Source organism: Bartonella raoultii (assembly GCF_019659805.1).
In the GTDB taxonomy this organism is placed as follows: Bacteria; Pseudomonadota; Alphaproteobacteria; order Rhizobiales; family Rhizobiaceae; genus Bartonella; species Bartonella raoultii.
The window spans coordinates 51,218-68,714 of sequence record NZ_JAIFRO010000005.1; the positions used below are offsets into that span (position 1 = coordinate 51,218).

Consider the following 17,497-nt stretch of genomic DNA (forward strand, 5'->3'; position numbering starts at 1 on the left):
TGCTTGTCTTCCTGATTCATCTCAGATTGCCTTCCCATTACAGATATAACCTTTCTTATCATAATGTTTAAATAACCAAGCGCAATCTTTCACGTTATCTATCCACGTGGAAGTGCTTCAATAATAATAAACGCTTGCGCCCATGGAAAATCATCCGTTATGCTGAGGTGAATAACAGCATCGTGATGTGGAGGCAATAATTTCTGAAGTTGTATTTGTGCACGATTTGTTAATTTCATAACCGGCTTACCGGATGGTAAATTGACCACTCCCATATCTTTCCAATTTACACCGCAAGCGATTCCAGTTCCTAAAGCTTTAGCACATGCTTCTTTAGCAGCAAATCTTTTAGCGTAAGAAGAAGAAGTTTTTTGGATATTTTTAGATTTTTTCTGCTCAATATCTGTAAAAATACGTTGAACAAAACGATCTCCATAACGTACTAACATTTTCTCAATACGCCGTATATCAATTAAATCATTTCCAAGACCAACAATCATCAGATATCACCTATATGTTCTTTTCGTAAAGGCTTTTTTTTTCATAATCTTTTGATATCGCTTTTTTTGAAAACGGGTAATTGCTCTGTAAATTCCTATATACGATAAACTCCCTAAAACAAAGCCTAGAAAAGTACCACCCAAAACCATTGGCATCATGATTGAATTCCATGCTCCCTTAAAGAGCAAAGATACATTTGAAAGTGTTAAACTATTAAACAAAAGGCGAATTTGAGAAAGAGAAATCTCACTCACATTGCTAAAAAGCGATAAACAGAAATAACCTATCTTATAATCAGCCATAACAATGAGTAAAAACGTAAGTGGATTAGAAAAAATTGTCCCAATAATGGCTGCTGCAAAATTTCCACGTAAAATCCAAGATAAAAGAATTGCCAGAATAATATGCATCCCAAAAAGAGGAGAGCAGGCCAAAAAAATACCAATAGAAAACCCTAACGCTACTTTATGTGGCGTTGCAGATATACGTAAAATACGTTTGCGTATATAGCTAAATGAGCGAGAAAAAGAACGACGTGGCCACAACCAAAGCCGAATGCGTTTTACAAAACCTACAGGTTCTCGATGACCAAAAAGCATAGGATTCTCAATATACGTCTTGTTATAAGAAAATAGTCTATATGTTTCAAATAAACCTACCTCTCCTTGTTATTTTCATAAAAATAAAAAAAAATTAAATATTGCGACTTCCCGGCTTAATTGCTGGAATCACAGCAAGTTCCGCAGGGAGTTCATCACTATCATAAGATGCTATCTCATATTCAGCCAGTGCAATTAACGGAACGCCAACACCAACTTTACCACCAGAACGATCAAGAATACATGCACTTGCAAGTACATTTGCTCCAACATCAACCAAAGCTTTAATTGTTTCGCGAATGGAAAGACCTGTTGTTACAATATCTTCAATGATCACCACCCGTGCACCTTTCTTAATTTCAAAACGACGTAATTCAAATACACCATTTACACGCTCCACCCAAAGAGAAGGAACTCCAAGATGACGTGATGTTTCATACGAGGGAATAAGACCACCAACTGCAGGACCAACTACATAATCAATTTTTCCTTCAATAGATTTTTTGATTTTTTCAGCTAATCCACGACATAACTGTTCTGTCAAGTCTGCATGCATGAATACTTTTGCCTTCTGCATATAAATAGCACTATGACGACCTGATGTTAAAATAAAATGCCCTTCTAAAATAGCATCTGCTTTTTTAAAAATATCAATCACATCCTGTGTATTCATTGAAAATCTCTCTCTTTTCATCCATGAACCCGTCGCACAACACTAACAGATTCAGCTTCTTTTAACTGAGAAAAAATGCGATTTAAATGTTTTAAATCCCAAACTTCAAGATCAAATATAATTTCTGTGAAATCTGGTGCTGTACGGATAAAAGATAAATTTTGAATATTGGCATCATTGGTAGAAATAATTTGCGTAATTTCAGCCAAAGAACCTGGACTATTAACAGCTAAAATATTAATCCGAGCAGGAAAACGTTCATTCATTGACACATCTATATCCCAACGCACATCCACCCATCTTTCTGGCTGATCATCATATGCCATTAAAGCTGAAGACTGTATTGGATAAATCATAATACCCGCACCTGGTTGCATAATACCAACAATCCGATCACCTGGCACTGCCCCTTCAGGAGAAAATCGTACAGGAATATCCCCGCGTGTTCCTCGAATAGGCAATGCTTTGGATTGATGTTTCTTTTCTATAGTTGTATCTTTTTCATTTTCTGGAACTTTAAAAATCATACCTTGAGCATTTTCTATGTTAAACCACCCCTCTTCTTCAGATTTAAAAGCTGCTTTTTGTGTTATACGTTGATCTTGATAGTCAGGATAAACAGCTTTTATGACATCAGCAGAAAGCAATTCACCACGTCCAACAGCTGCTAACACATCTTCTACATCTTTTCGTGCTAAACGTGGCAAGACTTGTTTTAGAATATCTGTTGAAAATTGTTTTCCCACATATTCAAATGAACGTTCAAGAATACGATATCCAAGCCCTGAATATTGCTTACGCACTGCTGCGCGCGTTGCTCGACGAATAGCTGAACGTGCTTTTCCTGTTACCACAAGAAATTCCCATGCAGCAGGAGGGATTTGCGCTTGTGAACGTATAATATCAACTTCATCACCATTTTTTAATTTGGTCATTAAAGGCATAATACGGCCATTGATTTTTACCCCTACACAAGAATTACCAATATCTGTATGAACAGCATATGCAAAATCTATAGGAGTAGCACCTTTTGGAAAAGCAATTAATCGGCCTTTTGGTGTAAAACAAAAGACCTGATCTTGAAAAAGCTCAAGTTTTGTATGTTCTAAAAACTCTTCTGGATTATCTCCATCTGATAAAGATTGAATCGTTTGACGCAACCACGCATAAGCATTGGTCTCACTTGATAACTTTGAAGTTGAATAATGAGAACCACGCTCTTTATAGATAGAATGCGCTGCAACACCATATTCAGCAATCTCATCCATAGCAGCTGTTCTAATTTGTAGTTCAACACGTTGTCTAGAAGGCCCCACAATCGTTGTATGAATAGAACGATAATCATTCTGCTTGGGTATAGAAATATAATCTTTAAAACGGCCAGGCACCATTGGCCACGTTGTATGAATAACACCAAGAGCACGATAACAATCATCTACTGTTTCAACAATCACGCGAAAGCCAAAAATATCTGATAATTGCTCAAAAGATAATGCCTTACTTTCCATTTTACGAAAAACAGAATAAGATTTCTTCTGACGGCTTTTAACATCTGCTTTAATGCCGTATTTTAAAAAAAGCTTTGTTAATTCTTTTTCAATTGTGGAAAGCAAATCACGATTGCGTTTGGATAATTCAGAAAGCCGATTTGTAATTGTACGATAACCTTCTGGATTTAGATAAAAGAAAGAAAGATCTTCTAATTCTTCGCGCATATCTTGCATACCCATACGGCCAGCAAGCGGCGCGTAAATATCCATTGTCTCCTCAGCAATTCGCCGACGCTTATCATCACGCATAACACCAAGAGTGCGCATATTGTGAAGACGATCAGCAAGTTTGACTAAAAGAACACGAACATCATCAGAAATAGCAATAAGAAGCTTACGAAGATTCTCTGCTTGCACTGCCTTTTTTGATACAAGATCAAGCCTATTAAGCTTTGTTAGCCCTTCTACCAACTTTCCAATTTCAGATCCAAAAAGCTGATCAATTTCTGCTCGCGTAGCACTGGTATCTTCAATTGTATCATGCAAAAGAGCAACAGCAATTGTTGCTTCATCCAACCGCATATCTGTCAAAATCGCAGCAACTTCTAAAGGATGAGAAAAATACAAATCACCAGAAGCACGCCTTTGATGACCATGCTTGCGCATTGCATAATCATAAGCTTTATTTAATAAAGTCTTATCTACGTCAGACTTGTAACGCTTCACACGCCCAACAAGCTCACACTGACGCATCATACGAGCATATCCTTTATCTTTTCACAACCAAATATTTCTTTACAATAAAAATTCTTATTGAATACAAATATTTCATCAATAAAAGACACGAAAAATTACCGCCACTCTACGATGAAAATCTCTCTATTCCTATAGCATGAACACTATCATTAATAATCATCGTTTTTCTCTGGAACAACCAACCCTTCTATCCCAGCTAAAAGTTCTTCTTCCGACATATAATCAAATGAACTACCTTCTTCTTCTGATGAAGTACCCAAAACACTTTCCGATCCACTCGAATGCGTAATAAATTCACTTGCCATTTCTGGTTCATCTACCTCTACATGCTTTTGTAGAGAGTGAATAAGATCTTCTTTCAAATCAGCAGGAGATAAGGTTTCTTCTGCTATTTCACGCAAAGCAACAACTGGATTTTTATCATTATCACGCTCAACTGTAATTTGCGCGCCTTGTGAAATCTGACGCGCCCGATGCCCAGCTAAAAGCACCAATTCAAATCGGTTATCGACTTTATCAATACAATCTTCTACCGTTACGCGGGCCATTTATGCCTCTTTCTAAAGATTTAAAATTCCGTTTAAATATAAAATATATACAATAATCAAAATAAAACACAAGAAAAACAACACATACTTCAATAATTTTTTGCTCAAAAAGCTTATTTTAAAAAATTGTGAAAATTTTATAAAAAGTGTATAATCTGTATCAGTAATCAACAACACTCTAAGATGAAAGATTTCACATGTACTCATTTCACGAAAGTACACTTGCTTTACCAAATGATACTCTCTGACAACTTCATTATATCTCAATTATTAAAAATATTAAATAAATAGTTCCACATATGCTATTTATGGTAACATTTTGAAAACATTATTCCATTAAACAGTGTCTTGCATCTCGTGTTCATTGCCTTGCTAATTGTCTCTGTTTCATAAAATAATCAATACGTAATATTGTATTAAACTCTGTTATAAAAGAGCTTATTTATATTGATAAAATGGATTATTTATAAAATAGCATCATTGGTTATACTCCCTGTAAAACAACTTTTAAAAATATAAAAATGATTGATCCCTACCACTATGAATAGTCCATTAACATCGCTTTGCCCAGAGCCCCCAAAAAACTGCAATTTATGTCCCCGCTTACACCAATTTATCGCCGGCTGGCGTATAAAAGAGCCAACTTGGTATAATGCACCTGTAAGCCCATTTTTTCCTTATAAAGGTGCAGAAACAACACGTCTTCTTATTGTCGGTCTTGCTCCTGGTTTACGCGGAGCAAATAGAACTGGACGTCCATTCACCGGTGATTATGCAGGGCATTTGCTTTATTCTACTTTAAAAAAATTTGGTTTTGCTCAAGGCTCTTTTGAAGAAAGGGCAGACGACAGCCTTGAACTGATTGATGCAGCAATTGTGAACTCAGTTCGTTGTGTCCCACCAGAAAATAAACCTACTGGTACTGAAATTAACACTTGCCGCTATTTTTTCTCGCCTCTTTTAACAAATCTTCCTAAACTTAAAGCTGTCATCACTCTTGGCACTATTGCGCACCATTCAACATTGCGCGCTCTTAATGCAAAAGTTTCAGACTATCCCTTCGGACATGGAAAAATAAATAATATTGGCAGATTACGCATCTTTTCAAGTTATCACTGTTCACGTTATAATACGAACACTGGCCGTTTGACAGATGCTATGTTTCATCAAGTTTTTCAAGCAGTAAAAACATATCTTAATTCATGATAGATCTTCTTAAACAGGCTATAATAATTAAAAAAACAATCCTCTTATCCATATTTTTTTAAAAGCCTTGCTTTTTCACGCCCCCAATCACGTTTTTTTTCTGTCTCACGTTTGTCGTAAAGCTTTTTCCCACGTGCTACAGCAATTTCCAACTTAGCACGCCCTTGCTCATTAAAGTACAGTTTGAGAGGAACAAGCGTCATTCCTTCACGAGCCGTTGCATTAAAAAAACGTGCCATTTCACGCTTTGAAATTAATAATTTACGTAAACGACGTGGATCGTGATTAAAACGATTGGCCTGCGTATATTCAGGAATATAGCTGTTTACTAACCATAACTCCCCATTTTCAAAGCTGGCATAACTTTCAGAAATATTTGCATGATTAGAACGCAGAGACTTTACCTCTGCCCCTTGAAGGACAAGACCAGCTTCAAGATGATCGAGAAGTTCATAATTAAAACGTGCTTTACGATTATCAGCAATTATTTTTCGTATTGACGCATTCTTTCTTTTATTCATGGTTTTGTCAATATTATTTTATTCTTTAAGAAGACCCGCATGTTGTAGAGCTGCATCAATAACTCTCTTTGTGCTATCTGCTAATGGAACAATCGGTGAACGAACAGTATTATTACACAATCCTAATTTTGCAGCAGCATATTTAATACCTGCAGGGCTTGGTTCAATAAATACAGCACGATTAAGAGGCATCAAGCGATCATTTAATTCCAATGCTTTTTTATAATCACCTTGAAAACAAGCAGCATAAAGCTCTGCACAAAGCTTTGGAGCAACATTAGATGAAACTGATATACACCCTACACCTCCATGTGCATTAAAACCTAATGCTGTGCTATCATCGCCGGAAAGCTGTATAAAATCCTTGCCACACTTTTCACGTTGTTCGCTGACCCGCTCAATTCGGCTCGTTGCATCTTTAACACCAATAATATTTTTAAAATCTTGACAAAGATCTCTCATGGTTTCCACAGTCATATCGATGATAGAGCGTCCTGGAATATTATAGATGATAATGGGAATAGAAATTGCTTTTGCAATAGATGAAAAATGCGTATATAAACCAGACTGGTTAGGTTTATTATAATAAGGTGTTACAACCAAAACCGCATCTGCACCTGCTTTTTCTGCGTGTTGTGCAAGCTCTACAGCCTCACTTGTGCTATTTGATCCTGCTCCTGCAATAACAGGAACGCGCTTGGCGACTTGTTCAACACACAATTCTATAACCCGTTTATGTTCTTCATGGCTTAACGTTGCTGATTCACCCGTTGTACCAACAGGACTAACTCCATTAATACCTTGTGCAATCTGCCATTCAATAAAATTGCAAAATATTTTTTCATCAATCGCGCCATTAGCATCAAATGGTGTGATAAGCGCAGTCACAGCTCCTTTGAGCATAATAAACTCCCTGTAATATTTACTTTATTTTTTTTAATATCTTTATTAATTACTATATTAAAACATAATCTTGCTCTCTTACTGAAGCAAGATGAATTTCCTACTCCTTTTACAAAATTACCACGGATCTTTCTTAATTTTGAATATTTTTTTGAAATATAAAGTATCAGTCTATATTAACCCGTTTTTCATGCTTCTATTTTAAAAAATTCTTAAATATTTTCTAAAGTAAGGTCTTAAGGTCTTTTTTCTATGCGTGTACCCACCATTTCCTCTGTTGCATTAACCTTTACTACACTCACACTGGCAACAACAGTTTTATTTTCAAGTGCATGTGCACATTCACCTTTTTTACATGGAAAAGTACCAATTCCTTTAATTCGCCCGAACCCCTTTATTGTAAAAGAAGAAGCTAAAAATACTCTTAAACAACTTCACACAACAACCTACAATCCCCTTACGCTCCAACAACTTAAAGCAGGGCTAGATGCACTTTCTAACAATAATATTGCAAAAACAATAAACATTCGTAATTCAATGGAAAAACATAGCCTTGATCGTTATATTTTGACATGGGCAATTGCTATCGCAAACCAAGAAAATACTCCAAGCTCTGAGATATACAATGCAATTAAGAGTCTAAAAGGATGGCCAGGCATAACCACTATGCAACATAACGCTGAACGTGCTTTTGTCAATGAAGCCCATTCTGTTCATGTAATCCTTCAAAAATTTGCACATCATCCCCCCTTAACGGCGCAAGGTATGGCTCTCTTTGCTAAAGCACTTATCCTAACAAGACAAATCACCCGTGCTCGACAAATCGTAGCACCATGGTGGCATAAAGCAATACTCAATGCAAAAGAAGAAGAACTTATTCTTCAAAATGCAAGCGCTGTATTAACAGCAAATGATCATTTCAAACGCATGCAATTTATGCTTTATGCACATCGATTTGATTCTGCTAAACGTGTTGCAAAATTAGCACATGCACAATCGCTTTTTAACGCTTTTGTAGCTGTCGAGACAAACGATCCCCGAGCATCGCAAAAATTACGTGCTGTAAAGCGAACATGGAAAAAAAATCCTCTTTTACAATTTGCTCAAATTCGCCATCTTCGTCGAACTGGGCAATATAGTGCAGCTGCAACACTTATGATGAGCACACCCAAAAATATCTTAGAGCTTATAGATGTTCATACTTTGTGGCAAGAACAACGTGCTCTTTCTCGTGAAATGCTCGATTTAAATAAACCTCAAATTGCTTATCAACTCGTTGCAATGCACCCTAATATGACATCTTCATTAGCCATCGATGCTGCTTTTCATGCAGGATGGTATGCATTACGCTTTCTTCACAATCCGCAATTAGCAAAGCATCATTTTGCGCGTATTGCCCAATTATCTTCTACACCTCTTTCCACATCACGTGGATATTATTGGATGGGAAGAACAGCAGAAGCCTTAGGTGAACATGAAAATGCGCAACATTATTTTCATCGTGCTGCCTCTTTTAGTACAACTTATTATGGACAATTAGCAGCTGCACAACTTCATCAAAAAATACTTAAAATATCTTTTCCTAAACCAACTGCCATTGAACGGCAACGTTTTAGTGCCCGCAATACTATTAAAGCTATTCAACGCCTTGAAGCAGTTGGATATGATCATTTTGCTAAAATTTTTTATAGAGAGCTCGGAAAAAAAATAGAAAGCCCTGGCGAATTAGCTCTTTTAGCTGTTATGGCAGAAAGAAATGGTGATTATTATACCAGCCTAAAAATAGGAAAAACAGCTGCTTTTCAAGGCAAAAATGTTGGTGCACTCTCCCATCCTATAGGTGCTATACCAGCCTCTACCAATGTTTCTTCTGCAGGAAAAGCTCTTGTTTATGCTTTAGCGCGGCAAGAAAGTGAATTTAATCCAACAGCTTTATCAAGAACAGGCGCTCAAGGTATACTCCAATTACTTCCTAGTACAGCAAAAACACTGGCCAAGAAATATTCAATCGCGTGGTTGCCAAAAAAACTAAACAGTGATGCTAGTTATAATGCAACATTAGGGGCCTATTTTTTAAGTGAACAGTTAGAACGTTTTAACGGATCTTACATCTTGACTCTTATTGGTTATAACGCAGGGCCTCGTCGTGTTAATGAATGGATACAACGTTATGGAGATCCTCGAGGAAAGCCTCTTGATAAAGTTATCGACTGGATTGAACGTATCCCCTATACAGAAACACGTAATTATGTCATGCGTGTTATGGAAAATTATGAAGTTTACAAAACACGACTCACTGGAAAAGCTGATATAAAAAACGATCTTATTTTTGGTCGTCGGAAATAATTCACTTGAATCTATGCCAAAGCCCTCTTTTTATTTCTAACGCACACATTATAAAACCACAGAAATAAGCAATATACTAACCTGAAATTAGCTAAATATTAAAGAAACTCTGATAATTTTGTTTACTTTTGATGATGGCGGTGGTGGAAAAGAACCGACTCGTTGAAGTGCTGATAGAGCTAATCGATCAAGCTCTAAATTGCCCGAAGAAACGACAACATGACTAGAAAAAATACTTCCCTGCTCATGCACCCTAAATTCCAATTTTACCGTTCCTTTTGCACGACTTGTACGTTGTCCTACAACATAATTTTTTTGCTTTTCTAATTGCATTTGTACCTTTGCCAACCATGCCATTAACAATGCATCTTCAAGTAGTGCTGTCTTTCCACCTTGACTAGTGGTAGATGAATGCATTGCCTTTACAAGAGGTTGTTTTACAGTAGTCTTCGGTATTGGTTTTGGGATAGGCTTTTTATCTTCAATTTTTTGAGACGGAGATTCTTCTAAAGGTTTTAAATCTGTAAAATCATCTTTTTTTATAATATTTTGAAGATCTTCCGATTGAATTTCATTTGCTTCTTCCAGTGTCTTAGACTCTTGTTCTAAAGAATCAGGCTGCAATATCTCTGGTTCTACTTCTGGTTCCGTGTTGACATTCAACAAATCTGTATCAGTATCTAGCGAATCTATATCAATATCTGAATATACAGCTTCTTGCACAAAAGTAAGCATCATTGTCGATGAAAGTGCACCAATATTAACACCAGTATTGCGGAAATAGAACTGTACTCCCAATGCTACATGCAAAGAGAAAGCGCAAATAAACGCACCAATCCAAAGAGTTAATAACTTCCTCGTCTTTATAAAATGCATCGTTTTGTCCGCCATTATCTAAGCTTAATTTTGGTGCTTAATATTATTAAAACAGGCTCTTTTGAAATTGCAACTTTTTTCTTGACTGATTTTATCATGTTTAATATGGTCTTTCCGTGATTTTGGGCTGATATCAAATCATTTGTGCTTGGCTGTCTTATTTTATGTAGATAAGTCAGGCGTTTTGTATGTGAATTTTCAAGCTAGAGAGGGGATATTTAAAATAAAGGTTGTGATGTGTTATGCGAATAAGACGAAAAAATATCCATAAAAGCTGCATAATTTTAAGTGCATTGTCGGTCTGTATGCCGTCATTTGTTTTTGCACAAAACAGTAAGAAAAGTTCTGTAACTGAACTGAACCCAATTGTTATTAAGGGAAAAAAAATAGAAAGTGTTTTAGATTCAGCCAGCATTCTGACTGATCGTAAAACAGCTAAGGATATTGATAAAAAACAAATAAATGACGTCTATGATGTTGATCGTCTTCATCCATCTGTTGCTTATAACCCAATCAATAATAGTTTTGTGATGCGTGGTTTAAATGCAAACCGTATTCTTACAACAATGGATGGCATAGCTCTTCCATGGCTTGATGATATACTGCGTGGACAAGGTGGAAACACAACTTTTGATTTTGGTGCACTTTCTAGATTTGATGCTATTCAAGGATCAGATTCTAGTCTTTATGGGTCCGGTGCATTAGGGGGCGTTATCGCTTTGCACACGCTCAATCCTGAAGATCTTATTTCTGAAGAAAAAAATTGGGGCGTTCTTATAAAAGGAAATTATAATTCTGTCGACAATAGCTGGCATGTCGATAAGGCAATGGCAGTACGTGCACAAAAAACATTTTTGCTTTTTCAAGGATCTTATGTGAACGGTCATGAACGTAAAAATATGGGAATCGTAGAAGGATACCAGGACCGAACACGTAAAAATCCCTCCCATTTTGATAAGAACAATTTGCTCTTTAAAATTCATCAATATTTAGGTGATAATCAACGGCTCGGTTTTACTGCGGAACGTTTTAGTCATAATAGTAATACACATTCATTGGATGCATCTAAAAGATATTCTCCCGGTTCCGTTTATGATAAAGAGGATAAACTGCGTGAGCGTCTCTCTCTTTCTTATAATTATAACGGCGATGGCAGTGCTATTCTTGATAGCTTTCATGGGCAAGTTTATTGGCAAAGACAATCAGATCGTTATATTCTAACTGGTTTTCGTGTTGCAGCGCCTAAAGGTGATTATTTAAGAGATAATTTTTTGCGCAGTATTAATTATGGTTTCAATGCACATGCCCTTAAAGAAACTCATATTGGTAGCGTAAGTCATGTTTTGAGGTTGGCAACAGATGCTATGTCATCTCAATTTCATCACTATTTGTTAGGCAGAGACAATTGTCATGTGCCAGAATATGCTCGCGGATGCCTTTTTGTACCTGCTAACCGATCAGATTCGCCAGATACAAATGGTTATAACTTTGGTTTTGCTGTTGAGGATGAAATTGGGTTGGCAGATAAACGTTTCCGTCTCACGCCTGGAATTCGTTATGATTGGTACAAATATACCCCTCAGAAAACCGCTTCTTATGAGAAGGCACTTATTTCTGATAAATTTCCTTCAGACAGAAATGGTTCGCGTTTCTCTCCTAAATTACGTGTGGAATGGGATATTCGTAATAACGTAACGTTTTATGCTCAATGGGCGCAAGCTTTTCGCGCTCCACGTGTTTCAGAACTTTACGTCTCTTATATCAAGCCTGGTGCTTATTATGTAAAAGGTACACCTGACCTTAAAGCAGAAACAAGCAATGGTTATGATTTTGGTATACAATATGGAGATGTCAATTTCGGAGGTTCTTTCAGTGCCTTTATTAATCAATATAAAGACTTCATAGATACCGTAGATAAAGGACCATCAGACGAATTCAGATTTGCGCGTCGGCATTATACAAATCGTTCACGTGTACAAATTTTTGGGCTCGAAACAAAAGCGCATTGGGCTCTTAAAAATGGATTCCATAGTGATATCGCTCTTGCCTATTCACAAGGAAAAGATCTTGATAAAAACGAGTATCTTAATTCAATTCCTCCCCTCAAAGCAATTATTGGTTTAGGATATGCGAAAGAGATATGGGGAACAGATCTTTCGCTTACTTTAGCCGCCAAACGTGATAAAGTTGCTGAGGGATCAGATTATCAAAAAATTCCAGGATACAAAGTTGTCGATATATCGGGTTGGTGGAAACCGTTTGGTGCAAAAGGACCTGTTGTAAGAGCTGGTGTTTATAATCTTTTAAATGAAAAATATTGGATTGCATCAGATTTACCTTCCGGTAAAAGTTCAACACCAAAAGATTATTATACTCAACCTGGCCGTAATTTTAAAGTATCGTTCACACAAAAATTTTAATTATTTCTGTTCATCATAAGATCAATAAAAATTATATTGGTAAAAAAGGTAAATGAGAGTGTTTTTGTTCTTCTTGTTTTTAAAATTAAAAAGACTTGAAAAGAGCTTTTTAGCTCTTTCTCATTTACCGCTTTTGGGTTGTTTTACTATTGATAATAAGAGCTTATTTCGTGATGGATTGAGTCATAAATTGAGAGTGACTCAATCTGTTATTTTTGAACTTTAAAAGTTAATTCTCAATAAGTAATATAAGGAAAACCAATCCATGTCATATACAGCTGAAATAATTCTTCGTTTGCGTGAAGAAAAGAAAAAAATGCGAAACCGTGACTTTGCGGTTTCTATTGGTATATCTGAAGCAGAACTTATTGCAGCTTATTGCACAATTGGAAAAGCAAAAAGATTGCAAGTTGATATTGCTACTCTTTTGGAAAATGCTTCTAAACTTGGAACTGTGATGGTAGTAACACGCAATGACCATGCTGTTCACGAAATAACGGGATGTTTTGAAAAAATTGTGCATCACCAGCACGTTCCTATTACACTTGGTGAAATTGACTTGCGTATTTTCTCAAAGCAATGGAAATTTGCTTTTGAACATGACGTAACTATTCTCGGAAAACCTGAAAAAAGTTTACAATTTTTTGATCAACATGGCGCTGCTATTTTAAAAATTTATTCTAAAAAAACAACAAATATGGAAGAATGGAATAAACTTGTTGAAAAGTTACTTCATGAAGATCAGTCATCTATTCTTGATATCCTTCCAGCTTCTCTTCCAGCCAAACATAATGCGACAGAGTTGGATATTAAAAAATTTCAAAACCGTTGGAGAGAAATGACTGATGTACATCAGCTGTATAAAATTATTTCTGAATTTAAAATTAATCGGTATGATGCTATAAAATATATCGGTCGTGAATTTGCTAATAAATTGAAGGTAGAAGCTATTGAGAAAATGCTTCACCAGGTTGCACAACAGGAGCTGCCTATTATGTGCTTTGTTAGCAATAGAGGATGTGTCCAAATTTTCAGTGGGAAGATAAAAAATATTAAGCAAATGGGACCATGGCTTAATATTCTTGATAAAAAATTTGATCTGCATTTGCTCGTTTCTGCTATTGATAGTGTGTGGTGCGTTCGCAAACCTATAAGTGATGGTTACGTTAGTTCACTTGAAGTTTTTAACAAAAATGGTGAAATGATTGTTCAATTTTTTGGTCTACGAAAAGAAGGCCAAAAAGAACGTGAAGATTGGCGCTCTTTATTGAAAAATCTTCCTTCATATCAAGAACAAGAAATAGCAGTTGCTTAAAAAGAGGCAAAGTCAAATATGCTTATAATTCTTTTGCAGAGACTATCGAGCCTTTTTATGCTGCTGTCTCTCATTTTCTTTTCTCAACAAGTCATTGCTGAACCTACAACACACTTTTCTGAAAATGCACGTATTGTCTCTATTGGTGGTTCTCTTACAGAAATCGTTTATGCATTGGGCGCTCAAGATCAACTTGTTGCCCGTGATAGTACAAGTGTTTATCCGCAAGAAGCTCTTAAACTTCCTGTCCTTGGATATATGCGTACCCTTTCACCAGAAGGTGTTTTATCTCTTGCTCCAGAAGGCATATTGCTCGTTGAAGGAAGTGGCCCTCCCTCAACAATTGATATTCTTAAAAAGACATCAATTCCCATAGTTATCATACCAGAAAATTACTCCCGTGAAAGTGTAATAGAAAAGATTCGTCTTGTTGGCAAAGCTATTCATCGTGAAGCACAAGCAGCTGAACTCATTAAAAAAGTAAGCCGTGACTTTGTAGACAATGATGCACTTTTGGCAAAAGTAACAAAACCAAAGCGTGTTCTTTTGGTGATATCTGTACAAAATGGACGTGTGATGGCTTCAGGGACAGATACAGCAGCAGATGGTATGATTAAACTTTCAGGCGGAATAAATGCTGTTACTGATTATAAAGGATACAAATTACTTAACGGTGAGGCATTATTGAAAGCAGATCCCGAGGTTATTTTGCTTATAAAACATGGTAAAAAATCTAATAATCTTGAAAAAATTTTAGCCATACCAGCAGTTCAAGCAACCACTGCGGCAAAAAATCATGCCATTAAACAGATGGATGCTATGTATCTTTTGGGGTTTGGTCCACGTACCGCCGATGCATCAAGGGAGCTTATTAATATACTTTACGGTACAAACAAGAATGATACGAGTTGGTAGAAATGGTAGAAAGTACATCCATAGTCTATGCATCTGAAACACAAGAAAATAAAAAAGTTAGTCGTGCAAGCTTAAGAAAGCTTACTTTATTAAGTTTAAGTATATTTCTTATCTTCAGCATTGTGAGTGGGCTTTTAAATGGAGCCTCAAATGTTTCTTTCTTTGACTTTTTTCATGTCATGCTTACCCAAGGCTTTGGGGTCAGTAGTAAAACGCGTGATTATCTCGTGATTATCGACATAAGGCTTCCCCGTGTTATCTTAGGATTATTGGTTGGAGCAGCTTTGGCTGTCTCTGGTGTTCTCATGCAGGGGCTCTTTCGTAACCCTCTCGCTGACCCTGGAATTGTAGGTGTATCATCAGGTGCTGGTCTTGGAGCTGTTTTAGCAATTGTTATTGGTATTGCCTTTCCTGCTTCATTGGCATCCTTTTTAGAACCTTACAAAGTGATCATAGGTGCTTTTTTGGGTGGGCTTCTTTCAACAAGCATTCTCTATATAGTCGCGACACATCATAGTTTAACTTCTATTGCAACAATGCTTCTTGCAGGTATTGCACTTGGTGCTTTAAGCGGTGCTGTTGTTGGAACATTAATTTTTATTGCAAATGATCAACAATTACGTGATATTACTTTTTGGAATCTTGGCTCTCTTGCAGGTGCTACATGGCTGAAGGTCTGGCTTGTTTTTCCTTTTATTTGTGGTGGTCTTCTTTTATCTCCTCTTTTATCACAAGCGCTTAATGCTCTTGCTCTTGGTGAAGCAGTTGCAGGTCACATCGGTTTTCATATTCAGCGCATTAAAAATATTGCTATTCTTCTCGTTGCCCTTATGTGTGGTAGTGCAGTTGCTGTCAGTGGTGGTATTGGTTTTATTGGTATTGTTGTTCCACATATTTTACGCCAACTTATTGGTCCAGATCATCGCTATCTGATTCCATGCTCTGCCCTTTTAGGAGCGGCGTTACTTATTTTTGCTGATACCTTTGCGCGCTTAATTGTTGCTCCAGCAGAATTACCCATTGGAATCGTCACGGCACTTGTTGGGGCTCCTTTTTTCTTGTGGATCCTTATACGCAAACGGGGAGCAAATTTTTCATGATCGAAGCAAAGCATATTTGTGTTCAGCGCGGAAAAAAACAGATTCTTAACCATATTAATCTTCAAGCAAAAAGTGGCGATTTCACAGTTATTATTGGTCCTAATGGATCTGGAAAGAGTACTTTCATTAAAGCATTGAGTGGAGAGATCCCCTACAGTGGGAAAATAACTTTAAATGGTTATGATGTGCGTCAAACCAAAACTTATGAAATGGCAAAAATGCGTGCAGTACTACCACAATCAACAGTACTCGTATTTCCGTTTTTAGTTCATGAAGTGGTTGCCCTTGGTCTTTCTGTAAACAAACATACCATTGATAAAACTGAGTTGCAGAATCTTACACAAAAGGCTTTAGAACGCGTTGGTCTTACCGATTATAGCGATCGATATTATCACCAACTATCAGGAGGAGAACAAGCTAGAGTGCAACTTGCTCGCGTACTTTGTCAAATTTGGGAACCCATTTATTGTGAAATTCCTCGCTGGATGATATTAGATGAGCCTATTGCAAGCCTCGATATTCAACACCAAATTGTCGTTATGGATATTGCTAGAAATTTTGCCCATCGTGGTGGTGGTGTTCTTGCTGTTCTTCATGATCTCAATCTTGCCGCACATTATGCAGATAAGATGATATTACTAAAACAGGGAGAAATTTATTGCAAGGGAAATGCCTCTCATGTTTTGACTACAAAGAATCTCCGTGATGTTTATCATTGTTCCTTAGTCGTTTCTGAGTTACCTAAAACAGATGTACCATTTATACTTCCTCAAACAGCATCTTACTTAAAACAATGATTGTGATTCCCGTATAGAGATTTTCTCATCAACTTCAGCTTCTTATATGATCTTACAAGCTGTACTGTTTGTATTATCTATAAATTTATACAACATGATAAAAATAGTATAAACTATAATGCGTTATCAACTGGCTTATAGTATACTCAATGAGTACATTGGATTTTACTTTTTTCCTCATATACATATAATAGATTAACTTATAAGTATCAATTCAATATCTTCTCTAAAAAGAAAATAGAGATATAAAAATATGATGTATAGAAAAATTCAATGGAAATGATAATTATCAAATTCTTCGCTTTGATAATAACATTTACTTTTACTATTTATTTATCAAAAACTTTAACATTATAGCTCGTTTTTATATGGAATTTGTTTGCACTCTTACAAAATACATTAAGACCATTAAAAAGATATCTTGTAATTGACAATATCGGTATTTATGCAAACATATGCATTTTAATATAAGTATTGAAGTGGGGGGTGTGCAAATATTAGAGAAATATTGTATTCATTTTTTAATAAAAT

General features: G+C 36.3%; 15 protein-coding genes. 7 read left to right on the forward strand and 8 right to left on the reverse strand.

Annotated features, from left to right (window positions below):
* Nucleotides 1-98: 98 nt before the first annotated feature.
* From acpS to rpoZ, 5 genes are all read right to left on the reverse strand, one after another.
* Nucleotides 99-500, reverse strand: a complete 402-nt coding sequence (gene acpS / locus K3248_RS05635; RefSeq protein WP_220717409.1) for a holo-ACP synthase — start codon at nucleotides 498-500, stop codon at nucleotides 99-101.
* 6 nt (nucleotides 501-506) lie between these two features.
* Entirely contained in the window at nucleotides 507-1,100 is a 594-nt protein-coding gene (locus tag K3248_RS05640; RefSeq protein WP_220717410.1) for a DUF2062 domain-containing protein, read from the reverse strand.
* A 94-nt stretch (nucleotides 1,101-1,194) separates the two neighbouring features.
* Complete coding sequence (pyrE, locus tag K3248_RS05645; protein WP_220717411.1) at nucleotides 1,195-1,773, reverse strand: orotate phosphoribosyltransferase; 579 nt, start codon at nucleotides 1,771-1,773, stop codon at nucleotides 1,195-1,197.
* A 17-nt stretch (nucleotides 1,774-1,790) separates the two neighbouring features.
* Nucleotides 1,791-4,019 carry a RelA/SpoT family protein gene (locus K3248_RS05650; RefSeq protein ID WP_220717412.1) on the reverse strand — a complete coding sequence of 743 codons (2,229 nt, stop codon included), beginning with the start codon at nucleotides 4,017-4,019 and terminating at the stop codon, nucleotides 1,791-1,793.
* Between the two features lie 149 nt (nucleotides 4,020-4,168).
* Nucleotides 4,169-4,567 (reverse strand): DNA-directed RNA polymerase subunit omega, encoded by a 399-nt coding sequence (gene rpoZ / locus K3248_RS05655; RefSeq protein WP_220717413.1) that lies wholly within the window; start codon nucleotides 4,565-4,567, stop codon nucleotides 4,169-4,171.
* A 540-nt stretch (nucleotides 4,568-5,107) separates the two neighbouring features.
* On the opposite strand from rpoZ, the gene K3248_RS05660 reads away from it, so the two are divergent.
* Complete coding sequence (locus K3248_RS05660) at nucleotides 5,108-5,773, forward strand: uracil-DNA glycosylase (protein WP_220717414.1); 666 nt, start codon at nucleotides 5,108-5,110, stop codon at nucleotides 5,771-5,773.
* Nucleotides 5,774-5,817: 44 nt separating this feature from the next.
* Here K3248_RS05660 and smpB read toward each other — a convergent pair whose 3' ends face one another.
* Nucleotides 5,818-6,294, reverse strand: a complete 477-nt coding sequence (gene smpB, locus K3248_RS05665; protein WP_220717415.1) for an SsrA-binding protein SmpB — start codon at nucleotides 6,292-6,294, stop codon at nucleotides 5,818-5,820.
* Between the two features lie 18 nt (nucleotides 6,295-6,312).
* Nucleotides 6,313-7,197, reverse strand: a complete 885-nt coding sequence (gene dapA, locus K3248_RS05670) for a 4-hydroxy-tetrahydrodipicolinate synthase (protein WP_220717416.1) — start codon at nucleotides 7,195-7,197, stop codon at nucleotides 6,313-6,315.
* Between the two features lie 252 nt (nucleotides 7,198-7,449).
* Here dapA and K3248_RS05675 point away from each other — a divergent pair, with 252 nt between their 5' ends.
* Nucleotides 7,450-9,543 (forward strand): lytic transglycosylase domain-containing protein, encoded by a 2,094-nt coding sequence (locus tag K3248_RS05675; protein ID WP_220717417.1) that lies wholly within the window; start codon nucleotides 7,450-7,452, stop codon nucleotides 9,541-9,543.
* Nucleotides 9,544-9,630: 87 nt separating this feature from the next.
* Here the strand turns inward: K3248_RS05675 and K3248_RS05680 are convergent, their stop codons facing one another.
* Nucleotides 9,631-10,419: an energy transducer TonB family protein gene (locus K3248_RS05680; protein WP_220717513.1), complete on the reverse strand. Its 789-nt coding sequence runs from the start codon at nucleotides 10,417-10,419 to the stop codon at nucleotides 9,631-9,633.
* 242 nt (nucleotides 10,420-10,661) lie between these two features.
* Between K3248_RS05680 and K3248_RS05685 the strand changes: the two genes are divergently transcribed.
* The 5 genes from K3248_RS05685 to K3248_RS05705 all read left to right on the forward strand — a co-directional run bounded on the left by K3248_RS05685 (nucleotide 10,662) and on the right by K3248_RS05705 (nucleotide 16,966).
* Nucleotides 10,662-12,839: a TonB-dependent hemoglobin/transferrin/lactoferrin family receptor gene (locus K3248_RS05685; protein ID WP_220717418.1), complete on the forward strand. Its 2,178-nt coding sequence runs from the start codon at nucleotides 10,662-10,664 to the stop codon at nucleotides 12,837-12,839.
* A gap of 265 nt (nucleotides 12,840-13,104) precedes the next feature.
* A complete protein-coding gene (locus tag K3248_RS05690; RefSeq protein WP_220717419.1) occupies nucleotides 13,105-14,154 on the forward strand; it encodes a hemin-degrading factor in 1,050 nt (349 codons plus the stop codon).
* Between the two features lie 18 nt (nucleotides 14,155-14,172).
* Complete coding sequence (locus K3248_RS05695; protein ID WP_220717420.1) at nucleotides 14,173-15,069, forward strand: heme/hemin ABC transporter substrate-binding protein; 897 nt, start codon at nucleotides 14,173-14,175, stop codon at nucleotides 15,067-15,069.
* Nucleotides 15,070-15,071: 2 nt separating this feature from the next.
* A complete protein-coding gene (locus K3248_RS05700; protein ID WP_220717421.1) occupies nucleotides 15,072-16,169 on the forward strand; it encodes a FecCD family ABC transporter permease in 1,098 nt (365 codons plus the stop codon).
* Nucleotides 16,166-16,966, forward strand: a complete 801-nt coding sequence (locus K3248_RS05705) for a heme ABC transporter ATP-binding protein (protein ID WP_220717422.1) — start codon at nucleotides 16,166-16,168, stop codon at nucleotides 16,964-16,966. Before K3248_RS05700 ends, K3248_RS05705 begins: the two co-directional genes overlap by 4 nt.
* Nucleotides 16,967-17,497: the final 531 nt, after the last annotated feature.